The 15,499-nt window shown below is 61.7% G+C and carries 15 protein-coding genes; 10 read left to right on the top strand and 5 right to left on the bottom strand.

Going from position 1 to position 15,499, the window contains the following annotated elements:
• Positions 1 to 12: 12 nt before the first annotated feature.
• The gene (locus FQ668_RS05265; RefSeq protein ID WP_019439145.1) at positions 13 to 2,277 is read left to right on the top strand and encodes a bifunctional diguanylate cyclase/phosphodiesterase; all 2,265 of its coding nucleotides are present in this window, start codon (positions 13 to 15) and stop codon (positions 2,275 to 2,277) included.
• On the opposite strand, the gene FQ668_RS05260 is transcribed toward FQ668_RS05265, so the two are convergent.
• Both FQ668_RS05260 and FQ668_RS05255 read right to left on the bottom strand, forming a co-directional pair.
• Complete coding sequence (locus FQ668_RS05260; RefSeq protein WP_019439146.1) at positions 2,177 to 3,064, bottom strand: NAD(P)-dependent oxidoreductase; 888 nt, start codon at positions 3,062 to 3,064, stop codon at positions 2,177 to 2,179. The genes FQ668_RS05265 and FQ668_RS05260 overlap by 101 nt on opposite strands.
• Positions 3,065 to 3,256: 192 nt before the next feature.
• Positions 3,257 to 3,568: a DUF2288 domain-containing protein gene (locus FQ668_RS05255; protein ID WP_012051427.1), complete on the bottom strand. Its 312-nt coding sequence runs from the start codon at positions 3,566 to 3,568 to the stop codon at positions 3,257 to 3,259.
• A 359-nt stretch (positions 3,569 to 3,927) separates the two neighbouring features.
• On the opposite strand from FQ668_RS05255, the gene FQ668_RS05250 reads away from it, so the two are divergent.
• From FQ668_RS05250 to nhaA, 8 genes are all read left to right on the top strand, one after another.
• Positions 3,928 to 5,043, top strand: a complete 1,116-nt coding sequence (locus FQ668_RS05250) for a branched-chain amino acid ABC transporter substrate-binding protein (protein ID WP_010952299.1) — start codon at positions 3,928 to 3,930, stop codon at positions 5,041 to 5,043.
• A 185-nt stretch (positions 5,044 to 5,228) separates the two neighbouring features.
• Positions 5,229 to 6,152, top strand: a complete 924-nt coding sequence (gene livH, locus FQ668_RS05245; protein WP_008097482.1) for a high-affinity branched-chain amino acid ABC transporter permease LivH — start codon at positions 5,229 to 5,231, stop codon at positions 6,150 to 6,152.
• Positions 6,149 to 7,405, top strand: a complete 1,257-nt coding sequence (locus FQ668_RS05240) for a high-affinity branched-chain amino acid ABC transporter permease LivM (protein WP_003254877.1) — start codon at positions 6,149 to 6,151, stop codon at positions 7,403 to 7,405. Before livH ends, FQ668_RS05240 begins: the two co-directional genes overlap by 4 nt.
• The gene (livG, locus tag FQ668_RS05235; protein ID WP_014589947.1) at positions 7,402 to 8,169 is read left to right on the top strand and encodes a high-affinity branched-chain amino acid ABC transporter ATP-binding protein LivG; all 768 of its coding nucleotides are present in this window, start codon (positions 7,402 to 7,404) and stop codon (positions 8,167 to 8,169) included. Before FQ668_RS05240 ends, livG begins: the two co-directional genes overlap by 4 nt.
• Positions 8,170 to 8,871 carry an ABC transporter ATP-binding protein gene (locus FQ668_RS05230; RefSeq protein ID WP_003254879.1) on the top strand — a complete coding sequence of 234 codons (702 nt, stop codon included), beginning with the start codon at positions 8,170 to 8,172 and terminating at the stop codon, positions 8,869 to 8,871.
• Positions 8,872 to 8,958: 87 nt separating this feature from the next.
• Complete coding sequence (locus FQ668_RS05225) at positions 8,959 to 9,633, top strand: COG3650 family protein (RefSeq protein ID WP_019439147.1); 675 nt, start codon at positions 8,959 to 8,961, stop codon at positions 9,631 to 9,633.
• A gap of 103 nt (positions 9,634 to 9,736) precedes the next feature.
• Complete coding sequence (locus tag FQ668_RS05220; protein WP_003254881.1) at positions 9,737 to 11,344, top strand: NAD(P)/FAD-dependent oxidoreductase; 1,608 nt, start codon at positions 9,737 to 9,739, stop codon at positions 11,342 to 11,344.
• Positions 11,345 to 11,620: 276 nt separating this feature from the next.
• On the top strand, positions 11,621 to 12,814 hold the full coding sequence (gene nhaA / locus FQ668_RS05215) for a Na+/H+ antiporter NhaA (RefSeq protein ID WP_026031914.1): 1,194 nt from the start codon (positions 11,621 to 11,623) through the stop codon (positions 12,812 to 12,814).
• Positions 12,815 to 12,883: 69 nt separating this feature from the next.
• Here the strand turns inward: nhaA and FQ668_RS05210 are convergent, their stop codons facing one another.
• The gene (locus tag FQ668_RS05210; RefSeq protein ID WP_003254883.1) at positions 12,884 to 13,348 is read right to left on the bottom strand and encodes a glycine zipper 2TM domain-containing protein; all 465 of its coding nucleotides are present in this window, start codon (positions 13,346 to 13,348) and stop codon (positions 12,884 to 12,886) included.
• A 147-nt stretch (positions 13,349 to 13,495) separates the two neighbouring features.
• Between FQ668_RS05210 and FQ668_RS05205 the strand changes: the two genes are divergently transcribed.
• Positions 13,496 to 13,729: a hypothetical protein gene (locus FQ668_RS05205; protein ID WP_014589944.1), complete on the top strand. Its 234-nt coding sequence runs from the start codon at positions 13,496 to 13,498 to the stop codon at positions 13,727 to 13,729.
• Positions 13,730 to 13,769: 40 nt separating this feature from the next.
• Here the strand turns inward: FQ668_RS05205 and pdxH are convergent, their stop codons facing one another.
• Positions 13,770 to 14,417 carry a pyridoxamine 5'-phosphate oxidase gene (pdxH, locus tag FQ668_RS05200; protein ID WP_070383537.1) on the bottom strand — a complete coding sequence of 216 codons (648 nt, stop codon included), beginning with the start codon at positions 14,415 to 14,417 and terminating at the stop codon, positions 13,770 to 13,772.
• A gap of 19 nt (positions 14,418 to 14,436) precedes the next feature.
• Positions 14,437 to 15,414: an OmpA family protein gene (locus tag FQ668_RS05195; protein ID WP_019438157.1), complete on the bottom strand. Its 978-nt coding sequence runs from the start codon at positions 15,412 to 15,414 to the stop codon at positions 14,437 to 14,439.
• Between the last annotated feature and the right edge of the window lie 85 nt (positions 15,415 to 15,499).

Below are 15,499 nucleotides of genomic sequence, written 5' to 3'. Positions count from 1 at the left end.
AAGAGGCATTCCATGGAATGGCTGGGGCTGCAACTGTTCGCCGATCTTCCCGCAACCGGGCGCATCGTCATCGACTGCCGTCATGAACCGCTCTTGGTTCTGCTCGCCTATTTCGTTGCTTGCGCGGCCTGTTTCGCCACGCTCGACATGGCCGAACGTCAGTCCCACAGCGACGACCCCACCGCCCACCGGCAATGGAACATGCTCGGAGCCTGCTGCCTGGCAGGCGGCATATGGGCCATGCACTTCATCAGCATGCTGGCCTTTCGGGCCCCGGTGGATGTGCACTACGACGTATCCCTGACCATTCTTTCGCTGCTCATCGCACTGGGCGTGGCCTGGTTGGCCATGCACAGCCTCGAACGCAGCAACATGCGCGCGCACCATTTCGTGCCGAGCGCTGGGCTGATCGGCCTGGGCATCATCCTCATGCATTTTGTCGGCATGGCCGCGATGGAAACGGGTGCCCGCCAGTACTACCAAACCGGCTTGCTACTTGCCTCTGCCGCCATTGCCCTGCTCACCGCCCTGACCTCGCTGTACCTGGCCCGCTACTTGCGCAATGGCAGCGGCACCCTGTACCAAGCCATGAAGTACGGCGCCAGCCTGCTGATGGCGGGCGGCATCGTCGCCACTCATTTCACCGCGATGTCGGCCATGACCTTGGTCATCCCTGCCGATACCGCACTGCGCCTGCCGTCTGGCGACAACAGCCTGCAGCTGGGACTGGGCATCGGCTTCATCACCCTGCTGATCAGTGGCGCCAGCATCAGCGCCGCACTGGCCGACAAGAAGCTGCAAAGCAAGGAGCACGACCTGCGCCGGGTCAGCGTACTGCTCAGCCAACTGGACCAGGCCCGCGCTTCGCTGCAGCAAGCGGCGCACTATGATGCCCTGACCAACCTGCTCAACCGCCGCGGATTCAACCAGGTATTCGCCGAGCGCCTGGTCGAACATCAGGCCAGCGAAAACCGCCTGGCCGTCATGTTCCTCGACATCGACCATTTCAAGCGTATCAATGACAGCCTTGGCCACGATGCCGGTGACGAGCTGCTCAAGGTGATCGCCAACCACATCAAGGCCGCTACCCGCAACCACGACCTGGTTGCGCGCTTTGGTGGCGACGAGTTCTGTGTGGTCACCAGTCTGAACAGCCGCGACGAAGCCCGCCACCTGGCACAGCGCATCATGCATCGGATGAAAGAGCCCATCGACCTGGGCGGGCGGCGCATGGTCATGACCACCAGCATTGGTATAAGTATCTTCCCGGACGATGGCAGCACAGCCGAAGAGCTGCTAAAGCATGCCGACCTGGCCCTCTACCAATCCAAGGACAACGGGCGCAACAGCCTGAATTTCTTCAATGACAGCCTGAAGGCTCGCGCGTCGATCGCCTTGCAACTGGAAGAAGAGCTGCGCCTGGCCCTGCTCGAGGAGCGCGGGCTGTGTGTGCACTACCAGCCGATCTTCGACCTGCGCAGCGGGCAAGTGGCCAAACTGGAAGCGCTGGTACGCTGGCAGCATCCTCAACACGGCCTGCTCGGGCCCGACCGTTTTGTCGGCATTGCCGAAGCCAACGGCCTGATCATCGACCTTGATCTGTGGATGCTGCGCCATGCCTGTGCCGACCTGGCCCACTTGCAGCGCCACGGCTACGGCGAGGTCAAGGTCACGGTCAATTGCTCGGCAGTCACCCTCAGCCACGACGAACTGCCTAACGAAGTAGAAAAGGCGCTGTTCCACGCAGGCCTTGCGCCGCGCCACCTGGAGCTGGAAGTGACCGAGAACGCCCTGGTGGGCGATATCCAGCGCACGGTCAGCCTGCTCAAACGCGTCAGGGCTTTGGGGGTGGCACTTTCGATCGATGATTTTGGTACCGGCTATTCGTCACTGGCCTACCTCAAGCGCCTGCCGCTGGATGTGCTGAAGATCGACCGCACCTTTCTGCAGGATGTACCGGGCAGCCAGAAAGACAGGGAAATTGTCCAGGCGATCATCGCCATGGCGCATACCCTGCACCTACGGGTAGTCAGCGAGGGCGTGGAAACCGCCGAACAGCAGGCATTCCTCGAAAGCCATGGCTGCGACTACCTGCAGGGCTACCTGTTGGGGCGCCCCGTACCGCTGCCCGAGTTGCGCCCACTGCTGGAGCGGTTGCAGCGCCAGAACGGCCGGATCACACCTTGTTGCGGTACAGCTCTACCAGGGTCGCCGGATCTTTTTGCAGGTAACCCTGGCTACCGTGCAAGCGCATCAGTTGCGCGGCAAGGCCACTGAGCGGCGTCGCCGAGCCTTGCTCGCGGGAAAACTTGACCGCACCATCTAGGTCCTTGAGCAGCGTGCGTACGTGCCACTTGATTGGCTCGAAGCGGCTCTCGGCCATTTGCGGCGCAAGAATCTGCAATGGCTTGGAATCGGCAAAGCCACCCGCCAGCGCTTCAGCGATCAGCGTCGCGTCCACGCCCGACTGTTCAGCCAATGCCACCACCTCTGCAATTACCAGGGCATTGCACGCTACGATCATCTGGTTGCAAGCCTTGGTCACCTGCCCCGTGCCTACCGCGCCCATATGCGTCACGCGCTGACCAAGCACCTGCAGCACCGGGCGTGCACGCTGCAGATCGGCCGCTTCACCGCCCACCATGATCGCCAGCGTGCCCGCTTCGGCACCGGGGGTACCGCCAGAGACAGGTGCATCCAGCCAGGCCATGCCGCACACTGCTGCCAGTTCGGCAGCCATTTCACGGGTGGCGGTGGGTTCCAGGCTAGAGAAATCGATCAACAACTGGCCGCTGCGCCCGCCTTGGGCAATGCCTTGCTCGCCGAACACCACTTCACGCACCACCGCCGTGTCGGCGAGGCACAGTAGCACCATGTCGCTGTCACGGCACAATTCAGCCGGGCTGCTGGCCAGGCGCGCGCCAGCAGCGACCAGTGCGGCGCACTTGTCCGGGCTGCGGTTCCATACCGTCAGCGGATAACCCGCTGCCAGCAGGCGGCGGCACATGGGCAGGCCCATCAGGCCGATGCCGGCGAATCCAAGCGAAGGTAGTGCAGTGCTCATCGATAAACTCCTGACTGATTCGAACATTTCCCAGGCTGGCGACGGTCCCGGTGGCGCCTGGCAGAACGATGGCCACATTACGCATCCCGTAAACTGTTACCGCCACGCCGAATTGTTACTTCCCTCTACCCGTCTTGATTGCTTTCAAGCACCAAAACGGCGCTGATGCGTATTTTTGCGCACTAAAAAAGATCACGCCTCCTCCTGGCCCTTCACCTGAATCACGATGAACGGTGAAACCACCACCGCCCAGATCTCTGGGTCGCGGCTTTGCAGGTCCAATGCCTGCTCGGCCGACACCGGCCCAACAGTGCCATCACTACGCCACTTGGCGAAGATCTCGCTGCGATTCTCGGCCATCGCCTCGGCAACGGCGATCAGGTCAAGGCTGGGGTCGACCCAAATCAGGTCACCCTTGGCCCAAAAACGCTCCAACGCTTTCCACTCGATGATTGCCGTCTCGCCAAGCAATTTGGCATAGAGGGTGCTTGTTTGATCAGTCATGGGTGGTATCCGCAAAAAATCGGTCAATAAAAAGGCCGGCATTTTTGCAGAAAAACCCGGTTTCAAATATGTAATTTGGTCGATTGGCCCCGAAGTTGTGGGACGGGGTCGCAGATGCAGGCAGTTTGATGGCGCCTTTCTGTATCTTTCTGTCGATCAAGCGACAACGCAGGAAAGACGCACTTTTCGACCGCTTTTCAAGCGCTCGAACAGCGCTCTACACTGTACCGGTACAGTTCCGGGACATGTTCCGGGGGAAGGTGGGCTAGCGCGTTGGCATGGCCACGCCGCAAATCCCGCCCGGTCTGTAGCCCTGGCCGCCAGGACTATAAGAATTACAACAGAATGAGTGGAGCACTATGATCAAGATTTCCAAGCTGTTCGCCGCAATGGTACTGGCCGGGGTAGCCAGCCATTCGTTTGCCGCCGATACCATCAAGATCGGCATCGCCGGTCCCAAGACGGGTCCCGTGACCCAGTACGGCGACATGCAGTTCATCGGCGCCAAGCAAGCCATCAAGGATATCAACGCCGCGGGCGGCGTGGATGGCAAGATGCTCGAAGCCAAGGAATACGACGACGCCTGCGACCCTAAACAGGCCGTGGCAGTCGCCAACAAAGTGGTCAACGACGGCGTCAAGTTCGTAGTCGGCCACCTGTGCTCCAGCTCCACCCAGCCAGCGTCCGACATCTACGAAGACGAAGGCGTGATCATGATCACCCCGGCCGCCACCTCGCCGGAAATCACCGCCCGTGGTTACAAGCTGATCTTCCGCACCATCGGCCTGGACAGCGCCCAGGGCCCGGCCGCCGGCAACTACATCGCCGACCACGTCAAGCCGAAGGTCGTTGCCGTCCTGCACGACAAGCAGCAGTACGGTGAAGGCATCGCCACCGCCGTCAAGCAGACCCTGGAAAGCAAAGGCACCAAGGTTGCCGTGTTCGAAGGCCTGAACGCGGGTGACAAGGACTTCTCCTCGATCATCCAGAAGCTCAAGCAGAACAATGTCGACTTCGTCTACTACGGCGGCTACCACCCAGAGCTGGGTCTGATCCTGCGCCAGGCTCAGGAAAAAGGTCTGAAAGCCAAGTTCATGGGTCCGGAAGGCGTGGGTAACGACTCCATTTCGCAGATCGCTCAGAACGCTTCCGAAGGCCTGCTGGTCACCCTGCCGAAATCGTTCGACGCAGACCCGGCAAACAAGAAGATCGTCGACGCCATCAAGGCTGACGGCAAGGACCCAAGTGGCCCGTTCGTATTCCCTGCCTACTCGGCTGTCGAGCTGATCGCTCAAGGCATCAAGAAAGCCGGTTCCGATGATACCGACAAGGTGGCCGAGGCCATCCACAAAGGCACCTTCAAGACCCCGACCGGCGACCTGTCGTTCGACGACAAAGGCGACCTGAAAGACTTCAAGTTCGTGGTCTACGAATGGCACTTCGGCAAGCCGAAGACCGAAGTCTCCCCTCAGTAACTGCGTGACTAATAGCTGACCTACGAGCCCACTGTGCGAGCAGTGGGCTTCGTTTTATGAGGTTCATGGGCCCGATCCCCGCGATCCGGGGGCAGGTTCACCTGAAAATCTTAAAACCGTCACCCGCGGTTTCCTGGCCGTACCCCTGCCAGTGAAATGCAAATCAGGTTTTTAGGAGCGCTGTAATGCCTGAGATCTACCATTTCTTCCAACAACTGGTTAATGGATTGACCATCGGCAGCACCTATGCCTTGATCGCCATCGGCTACACGATGGTGTACGGCATCATTGGCATGATCAACTTCGCCCACGGCGAGGTGTACATGATCGGTTCCTACGTGGCCTTCATCGCCCTTGCGGGCCTGGCCATGATGGGTATCCATTCGCTGCCGATCCTGATGACCGTCGCCTTCGTCGCGACGATCTTCGTCACCAGTGCCTATGGCTACAGCATCGAACGGGTTGCCTACCGCCCCCTGCGCAACAGCAACCGTCTGATCCCGCTGATTTCTGCCATCGGCATGTCGATCTTCCTGCAGAACACGGTCTTGCTTTCGCAGGACTCCAAGGACAAGTCCATCCCCAACCTGATCCCCGGGAGTTTCTCCTTCGGGCCAGGCGGTGCTGAAGAAGTACTGATCAGCTACATGCAAATCCTGGTGTTCGTCGTCACCCTGGTGGCCATGACCCTGCTCACCCTGTTCATCTCTCGTTCCCGCCTGGGCCGCGCCTGCCGCGCCTGTGCCGAGGACATCAAGATGGCCAACCTGCTGGGCATCAACACCAACAACATCATCGCCCTCACCTTCGTCATCGGTGCCGCCCTGGCTGCCGTGGCGGCCGTGCTGCTGAGCATGCAGTACGGGGTGATCAACCCCAACGCCGGTTTCCTGGTGGGCCTGAAGGCTTTCACCGCGGCGGTGCTGGGCGGCATCGGCAGCATCCCGGGCGCCATGCTCGGCGGGCTGGTGCTGGGTGTGGCCGAAGCGTTCGGTGCCGATATCTTCGGCGACCAGTACAAGGACGTGGTGGCATTCGGCTTGTTGGTTCTTGTCCTGCTATTCCGGCCGACCGGCATCCTGGGCCGCCCGGAGGTTGAAAAAGTATGAACAGAAATCTCAAACAGGCGTTCTTCAGCGCCTTGCTGGTCTGGGCCGTGGCCTTCCCGGTACTGGGCCTGAAACTGAGCATCGACGGCATCAGCCTCGTCGTGCACAGTCAGGGCTCGTTCACCATCAGCATCATCGCCGTGTGTTCCGTGCTGATGTTCCTGCGCGTGCTGTTCGACAAGCAGTGGAGCTCGGTGATGGGCCGCCGATCGGATCGCAAGCTGATCCCCCCGGCAGTCAGCAACTACCTCACCCTGCCCAAGACCCAGCGCTATGTCATCATCGGGTTGATCGTGATGGCACTGGTATGGCCGTTCTTTGGCTCTCGCGGTGCGGTCGACATCGCCACGCTGATCCTGATCTACGTGTTGCTGGGCCTGGGCCTGAACATCGTGGTCGGCCTGGCGGGCCTGCTCGACCTCGGCTACGTGGGCTTCTATGCCGTCGGTGCCTACAGCTACGCCATGCTCTCGCATTACCTGGGCTGGAGCTTCTGGGTGTGCCTGCCGATTGCCGGCCTGATGGCTGCCACGTTCGGCTTCCTGCTCGGCTTCCCGGTGCTGCGCCTGCGTGGAGACTACCTGGCGATCGTGACCCTCGGTTTCGGTGAGATCATCCGCCTGTTCCTGCGTAACCTCACCGATTGGACCGGCGGCCCCAACGGCATCAGCAACATCCCCAAGCCGGAGTTCTTCGGCCTGACCTTCGAACGCCGTGCGGCCGAGGGCATGCAGACCTTCCACGAGTTCTTCGGGCTGCAATACAACTCGATCAACAAGGTCATCTTCCTGTACCTGGTGGCCCTGCTGCTGGCCCTGCTGGCGTTGTTCGTGATCAACCGCCTGCTGCGCATGCCGATCGGCCGTGCCTGGGAAGCCCTGCGTGAAGACGAGATCGCCTGCCGTGCTCTGGGCCTGAACCCGACCGTGATCAAGCTATCGGCATTCACCCTGGGTGCCTGCTTCGCCGGTTTCGCCGGCAGCTTCTTCGCCGCGCGCCAAGGCCTGGTGACGCCGGAGTCGTTCACCTTCATCGAGTCGGCGATCATCCTCGCCATCGTCGTGCTGGGTGGCATGGGCTCACAACTGGGCGTGATTCTCGCGGCCATCGTGATGATCCTGCTGCCTGAGCTGATGCGTGAGTTCAGCGAATACCGCATGCTGATGTTCGGTGCGCTGATGGTGTTGATGATGATCTGGCGTCCGCAAGGCCTGCTGCCTATGCAACGTCCACATATGGAGCTGCGTCGATGAGCCGCGAAATTCTGCAAGTCAGCGGCCTGAGCATGCGCTTCGGCGGCTTGTTGGCGGTCAACGGCGTGGCCCTGACCGTCAAGGAAAAACAGGTGGTGGCATTGATCGGCCCGAACGGCGCCGGCAAGACCACCGTGTTCAACTGCCTGACCGGCTTCTACAAGCCCAGCGACGGCACCATCCTGCTCGATGGCCAGCCGATCCAGGGCCTGGCCGGCCACCAGATCGCCCGCAAGGGCGTGGTGCGGACCTTCCAGAACGTGCGCCTGTTCAAGGAAATGACAGCGCTGGAAAACCTGCTGATTGCCCAGCACCGCCACCTCAACACCAACTTCTTCGCCGGCCTGTTCAAGACCCCGAGTTTCCGCCGCAGCGAGAAGGAAGCCTTGGAGCGTGCGCAGTACTGGCTGGAGAAGGTCAACCTGACCGAGTTCGCCAACCGTACCGCGGGCACCCTCGCCTACGGGCAGCAACGCCGCCTGGAAATCGCCCGCTGCATGATGACCCAGCCACGCATCATCATGCTCGATGAACCGGCAGCCGGCCTGAACCCGAAGGAAACCGAAGACCTCAAGGCTCTGATCGCCTACCTGCGTGAGTCGCACAACGTCACCGTGCTGTTGATCGAGCACGACATGAAGCTGGTGATGAGCATTTCCGACCATATCGTGGTGATCAACCAGGGTACCCCCCTGGCCCATGGCACGCCGGAGGAAATCCGCGACAACCCTGACGTGATCAAAGCCTACCTGGGGGAAGCGTAAATGCTGAAGTTCGAAAACGTTTCCACTTTCTACGGCAAGATCCAGGCGCTGCACAGCGTCAACGTGGAGATCAATCAGGGCGAGATCGTCACCCTGATCGGCGCCAACGGTGCCGGCAAGTCGACCTTGCTGATGACCCTGTGCGGTTCGCCGCAGGCGCACAGCGGTAGCATCAAGTACCTGGGTGAAGAGCTGGTCGGCCAGCCGTCCTCGCACATCATGCGCAAAAGTATCGCGGTAGTGCCGGAAGGCCGCCGCGTGTTCGCTCGCCTGACCGTCGAGGAAAACCTGGCCATGGGCGGTTTCTTCACCGACAAGGGCGACTATCAGGAGCAACTGGACAAGGTCCTGCAACTGTTCCCGCGCCTGAAAGAGCGTTACATCCAGCGCGGCGGCACCATGTCCGGTGGCGAGCAGCAGATGCTGGCCATCGGCCGGGCGCTGATGAGCAAGCCCAAGCTGCTGCTGCTCGACGAGCCTTCGCTGGGCCTGGCGCCGATCATCATCCAGCAGATCTTCGACATCATCGAACAGCTGCGCCGCGATGGCGTGACGGTGTTTCTGGTGGAGCAGAACGCCAACCAGGCGCTGAAGATCGCTGACCGGGCGTATGTGCTGGAGAACGGTCGGGTGGTGATGCAGGGCACCGGTGAGGCACTGCTGACCGACCCGAAGGTGCGCGATGCCTACCTCGGGGGTTGAATGAAAAAGGGCCTTCGGGCCCTTTTTTCTGCCCGCAGGACGTGTATCGTGGCCAGCTCTTTGGCAAAGATTCCCCGGAGCCCGCCCATGCGCCTCACCCCTACCCTGCTGCTCAGTGCCCTGCTGCCCCTGTTCGCTGGCTGCCAGTTACTGGCCGAGCAGCCCCGTGACCCGAACATCGGCACCACGCGCATGCAGGGCGAACTGAGCGCCAACGGCGGCCGCCTGTTGTTCAAGCCCTGCAGCGAAGCACGCCGCTTCGTGATCAACGACGTCGCCGGCACCGGCATCCTGCAAGAGTCCGCCAACCTGGCCAAGGACGCCAACGCCAAGTTGTTCGCCGACGTGCGCGGTCGCCTCACTGGCGCCAAGCAGGCCGACAACGACGGCCAGCTGGAAGTCAGCCGCCTGTACCGCCTGGAACCCTCCACCCGCGCTTGCGACGACCCCAACTTCAAGCAGCTGGCCCTGCGCGCCAATGGCCATGAACCGGACTGGGACATCAAGGCCAGCGGCAAGGGCATGGTGCTCAACCGCATCGGCAAAGACCCGCTGCCTCTGCCATTCCTCGAAGAAGAAGTGCCCGGCGGCGGCCTGACCCTGACCAGCGAAGCCAACGGCCAGCACGTGGAACTGTGGGTCGCCCCGCAACGCTGCGTCGACAGCGCCACCGGCGCCGTGCGCCACTTGCGCGCCGAACTGCGCATCGACGGCCAGACCCTTCGCGGTTGCGGTTACTACGGTGGTGCGCGCGACAACTGATCGCCGGGCGCTTTAATCCTGCCAGTCGGGGCGGCTAACAGCTTATACTTGGCGGTTTGTGTAAAGCCGCCGGCCGCCCATGGCCGGGATACTGGACCCTGCCATGCTACGAATCACCGAACTGAAGCTGCCCCTGGACCATCCCGACGAAGCGCTGCGCGAAGCCATCGTCCAGCGCCTGGGCATTCGCGACGAGCAACTGCTCAGCTTCAACCTGTTCAAGCGCAGCTACGATGCGCGCAAGAAGAACAGCGAACTGCTGTTCATCTACACCATCGACCTGGAAGCCAGCAACGAAGCCGAGCTGCTCAGCAAGTTCGCCGATGATCGCAACATCGGCCCAGCCCCAGACGTCACCTACAAGTTTGTCGGCCAGGCCCCGGCAGGCCTGCAGGAGCGCCCGATCGTGGTCGGTTTCGGCCCGTGCGGCATCTTTGCCGGTCTGTTGCTGGCACAAATGGGCTTCAAGCCGATCATCCTCGAACGTGGCAAGGAAGTGCGCCAGCGCACCAAGGACACCTGGGGCCTGTGGCGTAAAAGCGTGCTCAACCCCGAGTCCAACGTGCAGTTCGGTGAAGGCGGCGCCGGTACCTTCTCGGACGGCAAGCTGTATAGCCAGATCAAGGACCCGCAACACCACGGCCGCAAAGTGCTGGAAGAATTCGTCAAGGCCGGTGCGCCGGACGAAATCCTGTACATCAACAAGCCGCACATTGGCACCTTCCGCCTCACCGGCATGGTCGAACAGATGCGCCAGGACATGATCGCCCTGGGGGCCGACGTGCGCTTCCAGGAGAAGGTCACCGACCTGTTGATCGAAGATGGCCAACTGACCGGTGTAGTGCTTGAAAGCGGCGAGCAGTTGCACTCTCGCCATGTGGTATTGGCCCTGGGCCACAGCGCCCGCGACACCTTCCGCATGCTGCACGCCAAAGGTGTCTACATGGAAGCCAAGCCGTTCTCGGTGGGCTTCCGTATCGAGCACCCGCAAACGCTGATCGACAAGGCACGCCTGGGCAAGTACGCCGGCCACCCGAAACTGGGTGCCGCCGACTACAAGCTGGTTTACCACGCCAAGAATGGCCGCTCGGTATACAGCTTCTGCATGTGTCCGGGTGGCACCGTGGTCGCGGCCACCAGCGAGCCAGGGCGAGTCGTCACCAACGGCATGAGCCAGTATTCGCGTAACGAGCGCAACGCCAACTCCGGCATCGTCGTCGGCATCGACCCCGAGCGCGACTACCCGGGTGGCCCGTTGGCCGGTATCGAACTGCAGGAACGCCTGGAGGCACACGCCTATGTGATGGGCGGCAGCAACTACCAGGCTCCGGCACAGCTGGTGGGTGATTTTGTCGCCGGCCGGCCCTCGACCGCACTGGGCAGTGTCGAGCCGTCCTACAAGCCGGGCGTGACCTTGGGTGACCTGGCGCCGAGCCTGCCGGACTTCGCCATCGAGGCGATCCGTGAGGCACTGCCGGCTTTCGACCGGCAGATCAAGGGCTATAACCTGCATGATGCGGTGTTGACCGGTATCGAGACGCGTACCTCGTCGCCACTGCGGATTACCCGGGGTGAGGATTACCAGAGCCTGAACCTCAAAGGGCTGTTCCCGGCGGGTGAAGGGGCCGGGTACGCGGGCGGGATCCTGTCAGCCGGTGTGGATGGCATTCGCATCGCCGAGGCAGTGGCGCGGGATATGCTCGGCCTTTGATGCTTTATCGACTGACAGGGCCTCTTCGCGGGTAAACCCGCTCCTACACGGAACAATGGTCCCCTGTAGGAGCGGGTTTACCCGCGAAAGGGCCCGGTCCGGCATCAGAATATTCCAGCACCTACTCCAGACTACCCTCCCCCATCCTTCCCCAAATCCATCTAGGCTTGCCCCAGGCCTGTCAGTAACAACATATAACAAAAACGAATATGTTTTCTTTTTTAAGGAACATCGTCACAGGCTAGGGTGTACGCCCGTACCCTTCGTAAACTGCTCATGGAGGGCCTACAGCCCGTGCGTAGCCTGTTTGCCCGTTTCTTCCAGCTCGAAGCCGCCAGTGGCCTGCTGCTGATCGCCGCCGCCGTTCTGGCCCTGATCATCAACAACTCGCCACTGTCCTACCTGTACGGCGGCTTGCTCGAGGTACCCGTCGCCATCCAGGTCGGCGCGCTGAACATCGCCAAGCCATTGCTACTGTGGATCAACGACGGCCTGATGGCGCTGTTCTTCCTGCTCATCGGCCTGGAGGTCAAACGCGAGGTGGTCGACGGTCACCTGTCCAAGCCCTCACAAGTGATCCTGCCTGCCACCGCAGCCGTGGGCGGCATGGTGGTGCCAGCGCTGATCTACTGGTTCATCAACCGGGACAACCCTGCGGCCGTGGCCGGCTGGGCGATCCCTACCGCCACCGACATCGCCTTCGCCCTCGGTGTCCTGGCCTTGCTCGGCAAACGCGTACCGGTGTCACTGAAGTTGTTCCTGATGACCCTGGCGATCATCGACGACCTGGGTGCGATCATTGTCATCGCCCTGTTCTACTCCGGCACCCTGTCGAGTGTATCGCTGCTGCTGGCTGCGGCCTGTCTGCTGGTACTGGTGGCGATGAACCGGCTTGGCGTGATCAAGCTTGGCCCCTACATGATCGTTGGCCTGATCCTGTGGGTCTGCGTGCTCAAGAGTGGCGTGCATGCCACCTTGGCCGGTGTCGCCCTGGCCTTTTGCATCCCGCTGCGTACACGCAATGCTGAATCGTCGCCGCTGCTGGCGCTGGAACACGCCCTGCACCCCTGGGTGGCCTATGCCATCCTGCCAATTTTCGCCTTCGCCAATGCCGGCGTTTCGCTGGCAGGCATGACCTTAGACAGCTTCACCCACCCCGTGCCGATGGGCATCACGGTCGGCCTGTTGCTGGGCAAGACCGTGGGGGTTTTCGGCCTGACCTGGGTGGCGGTCAAGCTGCGCCTGGCCGCGCTGCCTGCGGGTGCTGGTTGGGGGCAAATTCTGGGGGTGGCGATACTCTGCGGCATTGGCTTCACCATGAGCCTGTTCGTAGGCTCGCTCGCCTTCGCCCCGGGTAGCAGCGAGTACGCCGGCATGGACCGCATGGGCATTCTTACTGGTTCGTTCTTTGCCGCGGTGATCGGCTACGCCGTCACCGCAATGGCCAGCCGCAAAACCAGCGTTGTCTGACTTGGCTGAGGCATGAAAAAACCCCGACCGGCAGCAGCCATGTCGGGGTTTTGTTTGACTGCGCTACGGTCAGTGCGAAACGCGGCTGGTACCGTCAACTGTCATGATGCGCACGCGTTCGCCAACGCGGAAGACTTCGTTCTCCTGCACGGCCTGTACATAGGCGCGCATGCTGCCATCATCTTCACGAACGGTAATTTCGACACCTTGGGTACGGGTCAGGCCTTCTTCTGCTGCGGAACCCGCCAAGCCACCGGCCACGGCACCGATCACGGCAGCCACGATGCTGCCACGGCCACCGCCCACGGCGCTGCCGGCTACGCCACCCACGATGGCACCGGCACCGCCGCCAATCGGGGTCTTGGTGCCCTCGATCTTGACCGGACGCAGGGATTCGATGGTACCCATACGCACGGTTTGCACGCGGCGGGCTTCGTCACGAGAGTAGCTGTCACCGGTCAGGCTCGAGGCACAGCCCCCCAGCAGCAGCGACATGGTGGTAAAGGTCGCCACCAGCAAAGCGGATTTACGCATGGGTAAAGTCTCCATAAGTCAGGTGCTCATTAGACGCTGCACATTGACGGCTGTCACGGTACAAACGTAATAAAATTGTTTTCATTCAGCCGGGGTACAGCCTGCCGGGCTGTGTCGAAGGCCTTTCAAGTGAGACCAAGAATAGCCATGGATTACTTCATCGTCGTGGTCACCACCGTTACGGGACTGTATTTCCACTGGTGGCTGTATGTGCGCATGCGTCGCTGGATGGACCGCGACCTGGCGTTGTCGCTGGCAGGAGCCGATCCTGAAAAACGCGCGTTCATGCTGGAAAGGTTGGCGCAGGCGCGGCAGGAGAAGGTGGGGCGTAAGCAACTGGCAGGGTGGTTGGCGCGCGAGGCGGCGGGTTATCCGGGGTAGCTTTGATCGATGGCTGGGGCCGCTTGGCGGCCCCGGTTGCTCAGGGCGCCAGCCGCTCTCGCAGCCACTGCCCATCCACCAGTCGGTAGTTCAACCGGTCATGCAGGCGGCTTGCCCGCCCCTGCCAGAACTCGATGCGCTCGGGCAACAAACGGTATCCCCCCCAATGCTCAGGGCAGTGCGGCTGGGTGTCGGAGAAACGCGTTTCGGTGGCCTTTACCAGGCTCTCCAGCTCTTCACGCCCGGCAATCACGCGGCTCTGTGGCGAAGCCCAGGCCCCCAGGCGACTGCCCAGCGGGCGTACCTGATAGTAGGCATCCGACTCCTGCGCCGTGACCTTCTGCACCCGGCCCTCAATGCGCACCTGACGCTCCAGCGCAGGCCAGAAGAAGGTCATTGCCGCAAAGGGGTTGACTTGCAGTTGCTGGCCCTTGGCGCTGTCGTAGTTGGTGAAGAAGGTGAAACCCTGCTCGTCGAGCCCCTTCAACAGCAATACACGGCAATGCGGGCGACCTTCACCGTCCACGGTGGCCAAGGTCATGGCGTTGGCTTCCACCGGCACCTGCTCGGTTTTCACCGCATCGGCGAACCACTGGTGGAACAGGGCGAACGGCTCCCCTGGTGCCTGGGCTTCGGCCAGGCCATCACGGGTGTAATCGCGGCGCATATCGGCCAGGGATTGGGTCATTACTGCGGTTCCTTGACGATCAGTTGGTCTTCGCAGGGCTGTTGGCAGCTACTTTCTTGTCAACGGCAGCTTTCTTGACTGCAGGCTTGGCCGGCGCAGCTTTTTTCTTGGCTGCAGTCTTCGCAGGTGTTTTGGCCTTGGCTACCGGTTTCTTCGCCGCAGCCTTGACGGCCGGCTTGCTGCCAGCGGCCTTGGCGGCTGGCGCCTTGGCATCCTGCACCGCCACCATCGAGGCCGGGGCCGGTGCCGGGGCGGCCTGCTGGTATTTGGCCAGCAGCGCGACCATGGTGTTTTGCGGAGTCAGCAACATCTCCACGCGGCGGTTCAGAGCGCGTCCCTCGGCGCTGTCGTTGGCAGCGCGCGGCATCACCGACCCCATGCCCTTGAGGGTCAGGCGGTCACGCTGCAGGCCGCTGAGGCGGAAGATGGCCGATACCGAAGCGGCGCGCTCCAGGCTGAGCTTCTGGTTGGCAACGGCGGCACCGCTGCTGTCGGCATGGCCCAGTACCAGCACGGCAGTCTTGGGGTCGCCTTCGACCGTCTTGGCAACACGGGTAATCGGGCCCAGGGACATGGGCAGCAACATGTTCGGGCGATCAGGATTGTACGAGCTGTCCACCGGCAGGGTTACCGCCAGCACGTTGTCACGACGCTCCAGCTCCAGCTTGCTGTCCTTGATCGCTTCGCGCAGCTTGGGCTCGTATTCGTCTAGCCAGGCCTGTGTGGCCTTCTGATCGATCTTCGGCACCACCGGCCCCTTGGCTTGCTTGTCGTCACCGCCAAACGGCCACCACCAGCGGCTGGAGCTTTCGGATTTGGCATCGGCTTTGGCCACGTTTTCAGTGACGGCTGACTTCACTTCCTGCTCGGCAACCTTGTCCGAACCGAAAGGCCACCAGCTGGAGCCACCTTCCTTGGAGCCGTCCGGGGAGTGGCTGGCGCAGCCGGTAACGGCGGTCAGGCACAGGGCGAGTGCTAAGGTTTTATGTGAAGACATCAGCGATACACCATGAAATAGAAAGATATTTTGCCTACGAACTTCAGGCGTTGGCATTGAGGATAGTCAAAGGGGTGTGGCAATA

The sequence above is a fragment of the Pseudomonas sp. Kh14 genome, assembly GCF_900291005.1.
GTDB classification, from domain to species: Bacteria; Pseudomonadota; Gammaproteobacteria; order Pseudomonadales; family Pseudomonadaceae; genus Aquipseudomonas; species Aquipseudomonas alloputida.
This window is presented reverse-complemented; position numbering and strand designations above follow the sequence as displayed.